The following is a 15,235-nucleotide window of genomic DNA, read 5'->3' on the forward strand; positions in this document are numbered from 1 at the left end:
CGGCGCCCTCAGGTGTGGACCGGGAACGACGCCTGGAACGCCAGCCGCTCGTCCGCCCCGTCGCCGATGCGGGCGAGGACCTCGTCGAGTGCCATGAACTCCTCCCACACCGCCCGGCCGCTCGCCCCGGCCAGCCGGGCCACGACGAGATCCTCCAGCTCGGGGACCCGCTTGTTCTTCCACACCTTGTCGGCGAGGCTCACCAGGAGGTCCTCCAGACCGACACCCGGCCGCGCCCACGAGGCGTGCGTCGCGGCGAAGCGGGCCAGCTCCGGGCCGACGCCGTGGCCCAGCAGCAGGGTCCGTCCCGCCTCCTCGTGCGCGGCCCCGGGCCCGGAGAGCTCGCAGACGTGCACCGTCTTCCCCACGTCGTGCGTCGCCGCCCCGAAGAGCACCGCTTCGCGGTCGACCGGCACGGCCGGACAGTGCTGCTCCAGCCAGTCGACCAGCTGGTGCGCGACGTCATGGACGGCTCGCAGGTGAGCCGCCAGCCGCGGCGGGCTCCCAAGCTCCGACAGCAGCCCGACGACACGGTCCGGCAGAGGAAGCAGCGGCGGGTCGACGGTGCCGCTCATCGCCCCCGACAGGAGAGTGTTGGCCATCACCGCGTCAGGGTACTGACCGCAGCATCCTCGCCCCAGAGGGCCGGACGTGGCGGAAGGTCCCGAACCGTGAGTGCCGCGGGCCCCGGAACCGTACTCTTCCCCACCATGCCTCTCAGTCTCACCGTCCTCGGCACCGCCTCCCCGCATCCGCGCCCCGGCCGCCCCTGCTCCGGGTACCTGCTGCGCGGTGGCGGCGCCGAGGTGTGGGTGGACGCGGGCACCGGAACGTTCGCGGAGTTGCAGCGGCACACCGACCCGGCGCGGCTCACCGCGATCTGGATCTCGCACCTGCACGCCGACCACAGTGCCGATCTCCTCGCCGCCGCCTACGCGTTCGCCTTCGGCGGGATGACCCCGGCCGCCCCGATCCCGCTCTACGCCCCACAGGACTGCGCCCGCCGCCTCGCCGGCTTCTTCGGACAGCCGGACGTCCGGTTCCTGAGCGGCGTCTTCGACTTCCGCCCGCTCTACGACGGTCACGCAGTCCGGCACTGGAACCTCCGCCTCACCGCACGCGCCGTCGTCCACGACGCCGAGGCCTACGGGCTGCGCGCCGAGTGCCAGGGGAGTGTCCTCGGCTACTCCGGGGACAGCGGACCCTGCGAGGCGCTGTCCGAACTCGCGGGCGGCGCCGACGTGTTCCTCTGCGAGGCCGACATCGACCGGCATCGCGAAGGCGAACGCCGGGTGCACCTCACGCCCGAGGACGCCGGCGCCTGCGCCAAGGGTGCGCGCGAACTCCTCATCACCCACGTGGGACCCACCCTCACCAGGGAAGCGGCGCTGGAGCGCGCCGCCGCGATCTTCCCCGGCCGGACCTCGGCCGCGCTGGAAGGCGTCACCAAGACCATGTGAGGCCGTGCGAGGGGAAGTTGACGGTTCTTCTGTCAGAAGCATTGACGAAACACAGGGCCGCTCCTAACTTCAACGCGTCGTACTTCGTACGTCATATATGAGACGCGATATGTGAGATCCGAGAGGCGCGCATGACCTCTGTGCCCACGCCGATCCCGTCCCGCACGCAGTTCGTGCTGGAAGGGATCAAACACCGCATCCTCACCGGGCAGTTGACGCCGGGTCAGCCACTGGTCGAGACCGAACTCGCCGCACAGTTCGGGGTGTCCAAGACCCCGGTGCGCGAGGCGCTCAAGACCCTGGCCGGCACCGGGCTCGTCGTGATGAACCAGTACAAGGGCGTCACGGTGCGCATGGTGGACGCGGACATGGCGCGCGAGGTGTACGACGTCCGGCTGCTCCTCGAACCCGAGGCGCTACGGCGGGCCGTACGGCTGGGCGCCTCCCTGGACGCCGCACGCGAAGCGCTGACCCGCGCCGACGAGGCCGCCGACACCGCCGAACGCTCCCTCGCCAACCGGGAGTTCCACCGCGCCCTGTATCTGCCGTGCGGCAACCCGCTGCTCGGCCGGATGCTTGACGAGGTCCGCGACCAGGCCGCCCTGGTCTCCGCCGTCGCCTGGGCCGCCTCGCCCTCCTGGGAACGGGAGGCAGGCGAACACCGCGAGATCCTGCGGCTCGCCCTCGACGGCGACGCGGACGCCGCGGCGACCGCGCTGCACGCCCACATCGCGTCGTTCGTACAACGAGCTTTCCCCGGCACCGAGTTGGGACAAGGACCCGGCACCGAGCCGGGAACCCAGGGAGAGGACGGTCAGGCATGACAGCGGCGTTCGAGGCCCAACGGGCCGCCCTGGCCGACGTGGTGGCGATCCCGGTGACCCCGTTCGCCGCGGACGGCACCGTCGATCAGGACACCCACCGGACCCTGCTGCGCCGCCTGCTCGACGGCGGGATCGGCATCCTCACGCCGAACGGCAACACCGGCGAGTTCTACGCCCTCACTCCTCAAGAACGCCGTCTGGTAACGGAGTTGACCATCGACGAGGCGGGCGAACGCGCCGCCGTCCTCGTCGGCGTCGGCCACGACGTGCCCACCGCCATCGCCTCGGCCCGGCACGCCCGCGCCCACGGCGCCCAGATGGTGATGGTCCATCAGCCCGTCCATCCCTACGTCTCCCAGAGCGGCTGGGTCGACTACCACCGCGCCATCGCCGAGGCCGTGCCCGACCTGGGCGTCGTCCCGTACATCCGCAACGCCCAACTCCTCGGCGCCCGTCTCGCCGAACTCGCCGACGACTGCCCGAACGTCGTCGGAGTCAAGTACGCCGTCCCCGACGCGGCCCGCTTCGCCGCCTTCGCGCGGGACGCGGGGCTCGAACGCTTCGTATGGGTGGCCGGGCTGGCCGAACCGTACGCGCCCTCCTACTTCTCGGCGGGAGCCACCGGCTTCACCTCGGGACTCGTGAACGTCGCCCCGTCCGTTTCGCTGAACATGATCGAAGCGCTTCGATCGGGCGACTATCCCGGGGCGATGAAGGTGTGGGAACAGATCCGCCGATTCGAGGAACTAAGGGCCGCAAACGGCTCGGCCAACAACGTCACGATCGTGAAGGAAGCGCTTGCGTCCCTCGGCCTGTGCCGCCGCGACGTACGGCCCCCCAGCAAGCCCCTGCCCGAGAGCGAGCGCGCCGAAGTCGCCGCGATAGCCGCCGGATGGTCCATATGAAGGCACCGGAAGAGCTCAGAAGCCACCAGTGGTACGGCACCGACGGGCTGCGCTCCTTCAGCCACCGGGCCCGCACCCGCCAGCTCGGCTACCTCCCCGAGGAACACCTCGGCAAGCCCGTCATCGCGATCCTCAACACCTGGTCGGACATCAATCCCTGTCATGTACACCTCCGCGACCGTGCCCAGGCGGTCAAGAGGGGCGTGTGGCAGGCGGGCGGCTTCCCGCTGGAGTTCCCCGTCTCCACGCTCAGCGAGACCTTCCAGAAGCCGACCCCGATGCTCTACCGCAACCTCCTCGCGATGGAGACCGAGGAACTGCTGCGGTCGTATCCCGTCGACGGTGCCGTGCTCATGGGCGGCTGCGACAAGTCGACCCCCGCGCTCCTCATGGGCGCGGCCAGCGTCGACCTGCCCACCGTCTTCGTCCCCGCCGGGCCGATGCTGCCGGGCCACTGGCGCAACGAGGTCCTCGGCTCCGGCACCGACATGTGGAAGTACTGGGACGACAAGCGCGCCGGCCTCATCGGCGACTGCGAGCTGGCCGAGCTGGAGAGCGGCCTCGCGCGCTCGCCCGGGCACTGCATGACCATGGGCACGGCGTCCACGCTGACGGCGGCGGCGGAGGCGCTGGGTGTGACCGTGCCGGGCGCGTCGAGCATTCCCGCCGTGGACTCGGGGCACGATCGGATGGCCGCGCAATCCGGCATGAGGATCGTTGAACAAGTCCACAAGGGGCGTGTTCTCTCGTCGATCCTCACCCAGGACGCGTTCGAGGACGCGGTCACCACCGTCCTCGGCCTCGGCGGCTCCACCAACGCCGTGATCCACCTCATCGCCATGGCCGGCCGCGCGGGCGTCCGCCTCACGCTCGACGACTTCGACCGCATCGCGCGCACGGTCCCGGTCCTGGCGAACGTACGGCCCGGCGGACGGACGTATCTCATGGAGGACTTCCACTTCGCCGGCGGCCTGCCCGGGTTCCTCTCCCGCATCACGGACCTGCTCCACCTGGACCGCCCGACCGTCTCCCACGACACCCTGCGCGAACAGCTCGAAGGCGCGCAGGTGCACAACGACGACGTCATACGCCCTCGCGACAACCCGGTCGCACACGAAGGCGGAGTCGCCGTCCTGCGCGGCAACCTCTGCCCGGACGGCGCCGTCATCAAGCACATCGCCGCCGAACCGCACCTGCTCAAGCACACCGGCCCCGCGGTCGTCTTCGACGACTACCGGACCATGCAACGCACCATCAACGACCCGGAGCTGGACATCACCGCAGACAGCGTGCTGGTGCTGCGCAACGCGGGCCCCAAGGGCGGCCCCGGTATGCCGGAGTACGGCATGCTCCCGCTCCCCGACCACCTCCTCAAGCAGGGCGTCCGGGACATGGTCCGGATCTCCGACGCCCGGATGAGCGGCACGAGTTACGGCGCGTGCGTGCTGCACATCGCGCCCGAGTCGTACGTCGGCGGACCACTGGCGCTCGTGCGGACCGGGGACACCATCACCCTGGACGTCGAGGCGCGCACCCTCCAACTCAACGTGGACGACGAGGAGTTGGAGCGGCGCAGGGCGGAGTGGACACCGCCGCCCGCACGGTACGAGCGCGGCTACGGCGCGCTCTACAACGACCAGATCACCCAGGCGGACACCGGCTGCGACTTCGAGTTCCTGGCCCGGCCGGGCAAGGTGCCTGACCCGTACGCCGGTTGAGCACCCTCTTGCTTCGCATGCCCGTCGAGCAAGCGCTTCCTGCACCCGCTGTACCCGCCCCACTGGAACGGAGAACAGTCATGGCCCAAGCCGCAGCCGTGGCGAAACCGCCCGCGCCACCCCGGCGGCGCCGTGCCTCCGCGACCCCGCGCAGGCTCCCGTATCTGCTGATCGCCCCGGCCGCGCTGCTCATGCTGGGCTTCATCGCCTACCCGGTCATCAGCGTCTTCTACTACAGCCTGCAGAACTACAACCCCACCAAACCCTGGCGCAACGGCTTCGCGGGCCTCGACAACTTCACCCACGCCTTCACCAACGACCCCCAGTTCTGGGACACGTTGACCTTCAGCGCCAAGTGGGTCGTCGTAGAGGTAGGCCTCCAACTCCTCTTCGGACTGGCACTCGCGCTCATCGTCAACCAGAGCTTCGTGGGGCGGTCCATCGGCCGGGCGCTGGTCTTCTCTCCCTGGGCCGTGTCGGGCGTACTGACCTCCGCGATCTGGGTGCTGCTCTACAACTCCCAGACGGGCGTGACCCGTTACCTCGCGGACATGGGAATCGGCCAGTACGGCACGAGTTGGCTCTCCGACCCCTCAACCGTCTTCTCCGCGGCCGTAGTCGCGGACCTCTGGCGGGGTGTCCCCTTCTTCGCGATCCTCATCCTCGCCGACCTCCAGTCCGTCTCGAAGGACTTGTACGAGGCCGCCGAGGTCGACGGCGCCAGCCGCTTCAAGCAGTTCCTGCACATCACGCTGCCGCACCTCAAGGACGCGATCGTGCTGTCCACGCTGCTGCGCGCGGTGTGGGAGTTCAACAACGTCGACCTCCTCTACACCCTGACCGGCGGCGGCCCGGCCGGCGAGACGACCACGCTCCCGCTCTACGTCGCCAACACCAGCGTCGAAGCACACAACTTCGGCTACGCGTCGGCCCTCACCACGGTCGCGTTCGTGATCCTGCTGTTCTTCTCGATGGTCTATCTGCGGCTGAGCAAGTTCGGAGGCGGCGACAAGTGATCACCGAGATCGCCCCGGCCCGCGAGCGGGAGTCCGCCGCACCGCACCAGCCGCGCAAGGCGCGCCGCGCCTGGGACGAGGTCCCGCGCTGGCAGATCTACGTCCCCCTCGGCATCTACCTCGTCTTCACCCTGATCCCCTTCTACTGGATCCTGCTCTTCGCGTTCCGCCCGGCCGGCTCGACCTCCCTCGTGCCCTGGCCGATGACACTCGACCACTTCCAGAAGGTGTGGACCGAGCGCAGCTTCGGGGTCTACTTCCAGAACAGCGTCTACGTCGGCGTCGCCACCCTGGTCCTCACCACGGTCGTCGCTCTGGCCGGCGGCTACGCCCTGGCCCGCTTCGAGTTCAGGATCAAACGCACCTTCATGCTGGCCCTGCTCTGTTCCCAATTCGTGCCGGGCGCACTGCTGTTGGTCCCGCTGTTCCAGATCTTCGCCAAGCTCCAGATGATCAACTCGCTCGGCAGCGTCGTCCTCGCGGAGACCGTCTTCCAGCTCCCGCTGTCGATGATCCTGATCAGCGGCTTCATCCGGAACGTCCCGCAGTCCCTGGAGGAGGCCGCCTGGGTCGACGGCTGCAACCGCTTCGCCGCCTTCCGCATCGTCGTCCTCCCGTTGCTGCGGCCCGGCCTGATCGCCGTCGGCTCCTTCGCCTTCGTGCACGCCTGGAACCACTTCCTCTTCGCCCTGATGTTCCTCTCCGACCAGAGCAAGCAGACCATCCCGGTCGGCCTCAACACCCTGATGAGCGCGGACAGCGTCGACCTCGGCGCGCTCGCGGCGGGCGGCATTGTCGCGGCCGTACCCGTGGTGATCGTCTTCGCCTTCATCCAGAAGTGGCTGATCACCGGCTTCAGCGCGGGGGCGGTGAAGGGATGAGGCAACCGCTTACCCTGCTGGCGAAGATCGTCGACGCAGGGAGAATCCCATGACCCACCTGAACGGTGCTACGACCGTTTCCACACCCGTCCCCGTCGTCCTCGCCGGCGCCCGGGGCCACGGCCGCTGGCACGTCGAGAACATCCGCCGGCTCCAGGACAAGGGCCTCGTACGCCTCGTCGGCATCTGCGAGCTGACCCCGCTGACCGAAGAGGAGTTCGGCGCCGAACTCCCGGCCCAGTCACCGGACTTCGGCGAACTCCTCGACTCCACCGGTTCCCAGGTGGCCGTGGTCTGCACCCCGATCCCGACCCACACGGACCTCGCCCTGGCCGCCGCGAAGCGGGGCGTGCACCTGCTGCTGGAGAAGCCGCCCGCGCCGTCGTACGCCGAGTTCCGCAGGATGGCCGACGGGGTCGCCGCGGCCGGGGTGGTCTGCCAGATCGGGTTCCAGTCGCTCGGCTCGCACGCCCTACCCGCGATCCGCGAGCTGATCGCCAAGGGCGCCATCGGAACGCTGACCGGAGTAGGCGGGGCCGGTGCCTGGGCACGCGACGAGGCGTACTACCGGCGCGCCCCCTGGGCGGGCAAGCGTCGCCTGAACGGCGTTGACGTGATCGACGGCGCGCTGACCAACCCTCTCGCGCACGCCGTCGCCACCGCCCTCGCCCTGAACGGCACGACCCGTGCCGAGGACGTCGCCCGCATCGAGACCGAGCTCGTGCGCGCCAACGACATCGAGTCCGACGACACCTCCTGCGTCCGCGTCACCACCGTCCAGGGCCGCCCGGTCACCGTCGCCGTGACCTTGTGCGCCGAACACCCCGGCGAGCCCTATGTGTTGGTGCACGGCAGCGAGGGCCGGATCACCTACTGGTACAAGCAGGACCGCGTCCTGCTCCAGCGGGCGGGACACGGCCCGGAGGAGTTCGAGTTCGGCAGCACGGACCTGTTGGAGAACCTGGTCGCCCATCTCACCGACGGCGACGCGCTGTTGGTCGAACCGGACTCGACGGGCGCCTTCATGAAGGTCGTCGAAGCGATCCGCCAGGCCCCTGACCCGGCCCAACTCCCCGCCGACGCCTGGCACTTGCTGACCGCCGAGAGCCGCCGGGTCGTCCCCGGCATCGACGCAATGGTCACGGCGGCGGCCGACACCCTCGCCCTCTACTCAGAGCTGGGCGCCTCCTGGGCCCCACCGAAAGAGGTGAGCACCTGATGATCACCCATGACACACCGGTGCTGCGCGTCGCGGGCCGCCCGGTCGCCCGGTACGTCACCCGGCCCGAGCTGCCCGCCCGGCTCTCCCCACGCCCGTATCTGCACCCCGTAACCACCCTGGCCGGCACGGCGGTCACCGAACTGAGCCCCGTCGACCACACCCACCACCTCGGCGTCGGTGTCGCCGTTCCCGACGTCGAGGGGCACAACTTCTGGGGCGGCCGCACCTACGTCCAGGGCCGGGGTCCGACCGAACTCGACAACCACGGCGCCCAACGCCACTCCGCCTTCCAGCTCCGCGACCCCGACGGCTTCGTCGAGGAACTCCGCTGGGTGGCCTCGGGCGCCGAGCTGCTGCGCGAACGCCGTACGGTCGCCGCCACCGAACTCACCGACGCCGCCTGGGCGTTGGACTTCACCTTCTCCCTCACCAACGTAACGCCGGACCCCCTGTCGATCGGCTGCCCCGCCACCAACGGCCGCCCCGGAGCCGCATACGGCGGCTTCTTCTGGCGGGCCCGCAAGGCAGCGGAGACCCCGCGCGTCTTCACCGCCGACCACGAGGGCGAACCGGCCGTCCACGGCACCCGCGCCGACTGGCTGGCCCTCGCCGGCACCGGCTGGACGCTGGTCTTCGCCGGCGCCACGGGCCGCTCCCGCCGTGACCCGTGGTTCGTCCGCACCGCCGAATACCCGGGCGTGGGCTCGTCGTTGGCCTCGGACGAGCGGCTGCCGATCCCGCCCGGCGACACGGTCGTACGACGCATCGTCACCGTCGTCGCGGACGGCAGCCTGGACCGGGGCGAGGCGGCGGTGCTGGTGCGGAAGGCGGTCGGCCAGTGACCCCCGAGACGTACACCAACCCCGTCCTGAACGCCGACTGGTCCGACCCGGACGTCATCCGCGTCGGCGACGACTTCTACCTCACCGCGTCCAGCTTCGGCCGCGTGCCGGGCCTGCCGCTGCTGCACTCCCGCGACCTGGTCAACTGGACGTTGGTCGGCCACGCCCTCCAACGCCTGGAACCCGAACGGGAGTTCAGAACTCCACGTCACGACTGCGGCGTCTGGGCCCCCGCGTTGAGGTACCACGACGAACGCTTCTGGATCTTCTGGGGCGACCCCGACCAGGGCATCTTCCAGATCAACGCCCCCGAGATACGCGGCCCTTGGACCCGCCCCCACCTCCTCAAGGAGGGCAAGGGCCTGATAGACCCGTGCCCCTTGTGGGACGAGGACAACGACGAGGCCTACCTCGTCCACGCCTGGGCCAAGTCCCGCGCGGGCATCAAGAACCGCCTCACCGGCCACCGTATGCACCCCGACGCCACGACTCTGCTCGACGACGGCAAGGTGATTGTCGACGCGGACCACATCCCCGGCTGGTTCACCCTGGAGGGCCCCAAGGTCCACCGCCACGACGGCTGGTTCTGGATCCTCGCGCCCGCAGGGGGAGTCGAGACCGGCTGGCAGGGCGCGTTCCGCTCCCGCGGCTTCTTCGGACCGTACGAGGAGAAGGTCGTCCTGGAGCAGAAGGACACCGACGTCAACGGCCCGCACCAGGGCGCGTGGGTGCGCACCGCGTCCGGCGAGGACTGGTTCCTGCACTTCCAGCAACGCGGCGCCTACGGCCGAGTTGTGCACCTTCAGCCGATGGAGTGGGGTGACGACGGCTGGCCGGTCATCGGCGACGCGGGCGCCCCCGCGGCCGTGCACCGGAAACCGGATCTCCCGCCGCAGCCGCCCGCCGCGCCCGCCACCGACGACGACTTCCCCGGCGGACGGTACGGCCGCCAGTGGCAGTGGACGGCGAACCCGCAGGACGGCTGGGCCACCCACCACTCGGGCGACGGCCTACGACTGACGTGCGCACGCTCCGCCGACGCACACGACCTGCGCAAGCTCCCGAACCTCCTCACCCAGCGCCTCCCCGGCACGCCCGTAGCCGTCGAGGTCGAACTACGGCTGCACACTGAGGAGTTGGGGACGAGGGCGGGGCTGGCCGTGCTGGGCGACGCGTACAGCTGGATCGGACTCCAGCGGGGTGCGGACGGGGAGGTGCGATTCGTGCACCGCTTCGCCGAGCCCGTCGCCATGGGGGCACCTCCCACGCCTTTCGGGCAGTGGGGGAGTGAACGGGACGCGGGGGAGTCCTGCCCCGCCCCCGAGGGCCGGGTCCGGCTGCGGATCGAGATCGGCGCCGGGGCGCGGTGCCGCTTCCTCTACGACGTCGGGGACGGTCCGCGGCCGAGCGGCCAGGTCTTCGCCGCCACCCCCTGGCGCTGGGTCGGTGCCCTGCTCGGGCTCTTCGCGCTCGCGCCCGCCGGCACGGGACATGCCGGCGCGGCCGTGTTCACGCGGTTCCGGATCAGTCCTCTCCACTAACTCGCCCTGCCCGTACGCCTGTTGGGAGTCGCAATGACGCACCTCCGTAGCAAGCGCTTGCCAGCCCCTCCACAAGAAGAGAGCCGACCTATGAAGACCAGCATCCGCAGAAGCCGGCGGGCCGCGATGGCCGTCGCCCTGGGCTCCGTGCTCGCGCTGACCGCCACCGCCTGCGGCGACGACGGCAGCGGCGGAGCGGGGGACAAGGGCGACGAGGGCTCCGGCAAGGGCACGATCACCTTCTGGGACAACAACGGCGGTGTCCGCACCGACATCTGGAAGCAGATCATCGCGGACTTCGAGAAGAAGAACCCCGACATCAAGGTCAAGTACGTCGGGATACCCGCCGCGAGCGCCCAGTCCAAGTACGACACCGCCATCCAGGGCGGCGGGCTGCCCGACGTCGGCGGTGTGGGGACCGCGGTGCTCGCCGAGGTCGCGGTGCAGGGGGCGCTCGAGCCGTTGGACAGCCGGCTCAAGTCCAGTGCGCTGAACGGCAAGTTGAGCCAGAACCTGCTCGACGTGAGCAAGTCCGCCGGTGGCGGGGACACGCTGTACCAGATTCCGACCTCCGCCAACAACGGCACGCTGTGGTACCGCACCGACCTGTTCAAGGCGGCCGGTCTGGACGCACCGACCACCTGGTCGAAGTTCTACGCCGCCGCCGACAAGCTCACCGACAAGGCCAAGAACAAGTTCGGTTTCACCATCCGGGGCGGTGAGGGGTCCATCGCGCCCGCTCTCGACGCGGTGTACGGGCAGACCGGCATCACCTCGTTCTGGAACGGCGACAGGACGACGGTCAACGACCCCAAGAACGTTGCCGCGTTGGAGAAGTACATCGCCCTGTACAAGAAGGACACCCCGTCCGCCGACCTCAACAACGACTTCACCAAGATGGTCGCGCAGTGGGACAGCGGCACGATCGGGATGCTCAGTCACAACCTCGGGTCGTATCAGGATCATCTGAAGGCGCTGGGCGCGGACAAGTTCAAGGGAATTCCCAATCCGACCCTGGACGACGGTACGCGCGTGCAGATCTCCAACCCCGTTGACGGGCTGAGCCTGTTCAAGTCCAGCAAGAACAAAGAGGCGGCCTGGAAGTTCATCGAGTTCGCGGTTTCCGCGGCGGAGAACTCCAAGTTCAACGAGTCTGCGGGGCAGGTGCCGGCGAACACGGATGCGGCGGGCGCCGCGTGGATCCAGAAGTCGGAGCCCACTCGGTTGGCTGCGGAGGCGCTCAACGGGGCCGACACGAAGATTGTGCAGCTGCCGTATTACCTGCCGGACTGGAACACCATCTCCAAGGCGGACAACGAGCCGAACTTCCAGAAGCTGTTGCTCGGGAAGATGACGGCGAAGGCGTTTCTGGACACGCTTGCCGACCAGTTGAACGCGGCGCAGGCGGACTGGAAGAAGAACCACTGAGTTGGGTGGTTTCGGTTGTGGGGGGCTGCGGGCCTGTGAGGGCTGGTCGCGCAGTTCCCCGCGCCCCTGAAGAAACGAGAGGTGAGCCAGTCGTGTCTCTTACCCGGCGGCAAGTCGCGTTAGGTGCTCTTGCTGCCGTTCCCTTACGAGGTGGTCGGCGAGATCGCACTCTCTACATCGCCGGTGATTCCACCGCCGCCCAGAAGTACTCCACCGAAGCGCCCGAGACCGGGTGGGGAATGGCCCTTCCCTTCTTTCTGCGGCGGGGAGTGAAAGTCGCCAACCATGCCGTGAACGGGCGGAGTTCGAAAAGCTTCGTCGACGAAGGGCGGCTGGATGTGGTCCTCGCCGCCATTCGGCCCGGCGATCTCCTTCTCGTCCAGTTCGCGCACAACGACGAGAAGATCGCCGACCCGACCCGATACACCGAGCCCTGGACGACGTACCAGGACTATCTGCGGCTCTGCATCGCAGGGGCCAGGGCTCATGGCGCCCGGCCCGTGCTCGCCACCCCCGTCGAGCGACGCAGGTTTGACGCCGACGGCAACTCCGTTGCCACCCACGGCGATTACCCGGCGGCGATGCGCGCGCTCGCCCAGCAGGAGCGGGTCGCGCTGCTCGACATCGAGGCGCTGTCGCTGGCGTTGTGGCAGCGGCTCGGGGTCGAGGAGACGAAGGTCTACTTCAACTGGACCGACACCGAGCAGGACAACACGCACTTCAATCCGCCCGGTGCGATCGCCGTTGCGCGGCTCGTGGCGCGGGAGTTGGCGCGTACCCGGGTGCTCGCGCCGCGTGATGTCGTACGGCTGCGCGACGAGATTCCCACGTCCTGGATCACCTGGCCCGAGGCGACGGACGCCTCGGGCTTCCTCTGAGCAAGGAGACCCGCACAGTGCGTACATTCGTATGTCATGGACGCGTCATAGCTTCGCTGGTGGGGTGCACGGCACTGGCTCTCGCCCTCACCGGTACCACCGCCCAGGCCCATCCCCGCAGCCTCGCCCGCGAGACCCTCGGCGCCGGTGACGGCTGGGCCTCCTACGGCACCGGCACCAGCGGTGGTGCCGCCGCCACCCCCGACCACGTCTACACCGTCTCCAACTGGGCTGATTTCAAAGCCGCGTTGGCCGCCGGCGGCACCGCGCCGAAGGTCATCAGAGTCAAGGGGACGATCGACGCCAACGCCGAGGGCTGCGACTCCTTCGCCGCGCCCGGCTACGACTTCGCGCAGTACCTCGCCACCTACGACCCCGCTGTCTGGGGCTACGACCAGAACCTCGACAACGAGCCCGCCGACAGTCCCGAGGGCCTGCGCAGGGTCTCCGCCGCCAACCAGAACACCGCCATCAAGGCGTTCGTGCCCGCCAACACCACCATCATCGGCATCGGCAGCAACGCCGGGTTCAAGGGCGCCAGCCTGCAGATCACGGCCGTCGACAACGTCATCGTCCGCAACCTCGCCTTCGAGAGCCCGCTCGACTGCTTCCCGCAGTGGGACCCGACCGACGGCGACACCGGCAACTGGAACTCCGAGTACGACAGCGCCGTCATCTACGGCTCCACCCATGTGTGGCTGGACCACAACACGTTCACCGACGGCGACCACCCGGACAGCTCGCTGCCCACCTACTACGGGCGGATCTTCGAGCAGCACGACGGCGAACTCGACATCGTCAAGGGCGCCGACTACGTCACCGCCTCCTGGAACGTCTTCACCGACCACGACAAGACGATCCTCATCGGCAACAGCGACAGCGCTTCGACCGCCGCCGTCGACCGGGGCCATCTGAAGGTCACGCTTCACCACAACCTGTTCGCCAACCTCGTCGAGCGCGCACCCCGCGTCCGGTTCGGTCAAGTCGACTCCTACAACAACCACTTCGTCGCCGAGCCCGGATACGGCTACAGCTACGGCATCGGCCTGGAGTCCCAACTCGTCGCGGAACACAACGCGTTCACGGTCCCGGCCGGCATCTCCGAGGCCACCGTCCTCAAGAAGTGGTCCGAGGCGCCGCTCACCGCCGACGACAACTACGTCAACGGCGAGCTCACCGATCTGATCGCCGTCCACAACGCCGGTGTGCCCACCGAGGTCCTCCAGTCCGGCGCCGGCTGGACACCGACCCTGCGCACCAAGATCGACCCCGCGAGGGCCGTGCCGTTCGTCGTCGACCACAACGCCGGTGCGGGCCGCCTGCGCTGACCCCTCGTCATAAGGAGCACCCGCATGCCCTTGCACGAGCACCTCCAACGCCCGTTGTCCAGACGGGGGTTCCTCGCGGCGGGCGCCGTCGCCACCGCCGGCGCCCTGCTCGGCCTCGCCCCGGCCCCCGCCCCGGCCGCCGCCCGGCCCCGTCCGTTCGGCCGCTACGGTTCACCGGCCGCGCGCCTCACCCCGCTCACCCTGTACGTCGACCGGCGCGGCCGGGGCGACTTCACGACCGTCCAGGCCGCCGTCACCGCCGCGACCGGCGCCGGGTACACCCTGGTCATCGCGCCCGGCGTCTACCGCGAGCCGGTCACCGTCGGCGTCACCGACCCGGCGACCGGCCAACTCAGCGACGCCGGGCGCGAGATGACATGGCTCGGCGCCGGTGAGGACCCGCGTGCCGTCGTCATCGTCTACGACAACGCCAACGGGACGCAGAAACCCGACGGTTCGGGCACCTACGGCACCTCCGGCTCGGCCACCACCCTCATCCGCACCGACGGTTTCACCGCCCGCCGGATCACCTTCGCCAACGACTGGCTGCGCGCCGAGCACCCCGACATCACCGGTACGCAGGCGGTCGCGATCAAGGTGCAGGGCGACCGTTCGGCGTTCTTCGACTGCCACTTCCTCGGACACCAAGACACCCTGTACGCCGACTCGTCGGCCCTCGGTGTCTTCGCCCGGCAGTACTACGCGCGCTGCTACATCGAGGGAGACGTCGACTTCGTCTTCGGGCGGGCGACGGCCGTCTACGACCACTGCCACTTCCGGACCCTGAACCGCACCGACCTGGCGACAGCACCGTACGGCTTCGTCTTCGCGCCCTCCACGGCGGTCGCCAACCCGCGCGGATACCTGGTGACGCAGAGCCGTTTCAGCAGCCAAGCCCCGGACGGCTACTACAAGTTGGCCCGCCCCTGGGTGCCCGGCTCGGACACCACCGCCCGTCCGATGCTCACCGTGCGGGAGACGGCGCTCGGCACGGGGATCGACGCGGGGGCGCCGTACACCAACATGTCGGACGCCTATCCCTGGCAGAGCCAGCGGTTCGCCGAGTACCGCAACACGGGTCCCGGTGCCGTGATCGGCGTCCCGGAGAACCGGCCCCAACTCACCGCCGAACAGGCCGGGTCGGCGACGCGAGAGGTCTACCTCGGCGACTGGAAGCCGGGGCGGAGATGAC

14 protein-coding genes are annotated in these 15,235 nt (G+C 69.4%); 13 read left to right on the forward strand and 1 reads right to left on the reverse strand.

The features are described from left to right. Nucleotides 1-8: 8 nt before the first annotated feature. On the reverse strand, nucleotides 9-602 hold the full coding sequence (locus tag OH768_RS39710) for an HD domain-containing protein (protein ID WP_406461115.1): 594 nt from the start codon (nucleotides 600-602) through the stop codon (nucleotides 9-11). Between the two features lie 108 nt (nucleotides 603-710). Here OH768_RS39710 and OH768_RS39715 point away from each other — a divergent pair, with 108 nt between their 5' ends. From OH768_RS39715 to OH768_RS39775, 13 genes are all read left to right on the forward strand, one after another. Continuing rightward, nucleotides 711-1,460, forward strand: a complete 750-nt coding sequence (locus tag OH768_RS39715) for an MBL fold metallo-hydrolase (protein ID WP_406461117.1) — start codon at nucleotides 711-713, stop codon at nucleotides 1,458-1,460. Nucleotides 1,461-1,591: 131 nt separating this feature from the next. Continuing rightward, nucleotides 1,592-2,284: a GntR family transcriptional regulator gene (locus OH768_RS39720; protein WP_406461118.1), complete on the forward strand. Its 693-nt coding sequence runs from the start codon at nucleotides 1,592-1,594 to the stop codon at nucleotides 2,282-2,284. Further along, nucleotides 2,281-3,189 (forward strand): dihydrodipicolinate synthase family protein, encoded by a 909-nt coding sequence (locus tag OH768_RS39725; protein WP_406461119.1) that lies wholly within the window; start codon nucleotides 2,281-2,283, stop codon nucleotides 3,187-3,189. Before OH768_RS39720 ends, OH768_RS39725 begins: the two co-directional genes overlap by 4 nt. Then, complete coding sequence (gene araD / locus OH768_RS39730; protein ID WP_406461120.1) at nucleotides 3,177-4,907, forward strand: L-arabinonate dehydratase; 1,731 nt, start codon at nucleotides 3,177-3,179, stop codon at nucleotides 4,905-4,907. The genes OH768_RS39725 and araD overlap by 13 nt, the downstream gene beginning before the upstream one ends. Before the next feature lie 80 nt (nucleotides 4,908-4,987). Then, nucleotides 4,988-5,923, forward strand: a complete 936-nt coding sequence (locus OH768_RS39735; protein ID WP_406461122.1) for a carbohydrate ABC transporter permease — start codon at nucleotides 4,988-4,990, stop codon at nucleotides 5,921-5,923. After that, nucleotides 5,920-6,804, forward strand: a complete 885-nt coding sequence (locus OH768_RS39740) for a carbohydrate ABC transporter permease (protein WP_406461124.1) — start codon at nucleotides 5,920-5,922, stop codon at nucleotides 6,802-6,804. Before OH768_RS39735 ends, OH768_RS39740 begins: the two co-directional genes overlap by 4 nt. A gap of 49 nt (nucleotides 6,805-6,853) precedes the next feature. Then, the gene (locus OH768_RS39745) at nucleotides 6,854-8,023 is read left to right on the forward strand and encodes a Gfo/Idh/MocA family protein (protein WP_406461126.1); all 1,170 of its coding nucleotides are present in this window, start codon (nucleotides 6,854-6,856) and stop codon (nucleotides 8,021-8,023) included. Next, on the forward strand, nucleotides 8,023-8,868 hold the full coding sequence (locus OH768_RS39750) for a PmoA family protein (protein WP_406461127.1): 846 nt from the start codon (nucleotides 8,023-8,025) through the stop codon (nucleotides 8,866-8,868). The genes OH768_RS39745 and OH768_RS39750 overlap by 1 nt, the downstream gene beginning before the upstream one ends. Continuing rightward, nucleotides 8,865-10,409, forward strand: a complete 1,545-nt coding sequence (locus OH768_RS39755; protein WP_406461128.1) for a family 43 glycosylhydrolase — start codon at nucleotides 8,865-8,867, stop codon at nucleotides 10,407-10,409. Before OH768_RS39750 ends, OH768_RS39755 begins: the two co-directional genes overlap by 4 nt. Nucleotides 10,410-10,499: 90 nt before the next feature. After that, nucleotides 10,500-11,837, forward strand: coding sequence for an ABC transporter substrate-binding protein (locus OH768_RS39760; RefSeq protein ID WP_406461129.1), 1,338 nt, complete (start codon nucleotides 10,500-10,502; stop codon nucleotides 11,835-11,837). 92 nt (nucleotides 11,838-11,929) lie between these two features. Next, nucleotides 11,930-12,715, forward strand: a complete 786-nt coding sequence (locus tag OH768_RS39765) for a rhamnogalacturonan acetylesterase (protein ID WP_406461131.1) — start codon at nucleotides 11,930-11,932, stop codon at nucleotides 12,713-12,715. A gap of 17 nt (nucleotides 12,716-12,732) precedes the next feature. Further along, on the forward strand, nucleotides 12,733-14,043 hold the full coding sequence (locus OH768_RS39770; RefSeq protein WP_406461133.1) for a polysaccharide lyase family 1 protein: 1,311 nt from the start codon (nucleotides 12,733-12,735) through the stop codon (nucleotides 14,041-14,043). Nucleotides 14,044-14,067: 24 nt separating this feature from the next. Beyond that, nucleotides 14,068-15,234 carry a pectinesterase family protein gene (locus OH768_RS39775; RefSeq protein ID WP_406461135.1) on the forward strand — a complete coding sequence of 389 codons (1,167 nt, stop codon included), beginning with the start codon at nucleotides 14,068-14,070 and terminating at the stop codon, nucleotides 15,232-15,234. Nucleotide 15,235 lies beyond the last annotated feature (1 nt).

Source organism: Streptomyces sp. NBC_01622 (genome assembly GCF_045209635.1).
GTDB lineage: Bacteria > Actinomycetota > Actinomycetes > Streptomycetales > Streptomycetaceae > Streptomyces.

Bases quoted from the DNA above. Each gene is read 5' to 3' on its own strand.
- OH768_RS39710 (WP_406461115.1), bottom strand. From the start codon at position 602: ATGGCCAACACTCTCCTGTCGGGGGCGATGAGCGGCACCGTCGACCCG.
- OH768_RS39715 (WP_406461117.1), top strand. From the start codon at position 711: ATGCCTCTCAGTCTCACCGTCCTCGGCACCGCCTCCCCGCATCCGCGC.
- OH768_RS39720 (WP_406461118.1), top strand. From the start codon at position 1,592: ATGACCTCTGTGCCCACGCCGATCCCGTCCCGCACGCAGTTCGTGCTG.
- OH768_RS39725 (WP_406461119.1), top strand. From the start codon at position 2,281: ATGACAGCGGCGTTCGAGGCCCAACGGGCCGCCCTGGCCGACGTGGTG.
- araD (WP_406461120.1), top strand. From the start codon at position 3,177: ATGGTCCATATGAAGGCACCGGAAGAGCTCAGAAGCCACCAGTGGTAC.
- OH768_RS39735 (WP_406461122.1), top strand. From the start codon at position 4,988: ATGGCCCAAGCCGCAGCCGTGGCGAAACCGCCCGCGCCACCCCGGCGG.
- OH768_RS39745 (WP_406461126.1), top strand. From the start codon at position 6,854: ATGACCCACCTGAACGGTGCTACGACCGTTTCCACACCCGTCCCCGTC.
- OH768_RS39750 (WP_406461127.1), top strand. From the start codon at position 8,023: ATGATCACCCATGACACACCGGTGCTGCGCGTCGCGGGCCGCCCGGTC.
- OH768_RS39760 (WP_406461129.1), top strand. From the start codon at position 10,500: ATGAAGACCAGCATCCGCAGAAGCCGGCGGGCCGCGATGGCCGTCGCC.
- OH768_RS39775 (WP_406461135.1), top strand. From the start codon at position 14,068: ATGCCCTTGCACGAGCACCTCCAACGCCCGTTGTCCAGACGGGGGTTC.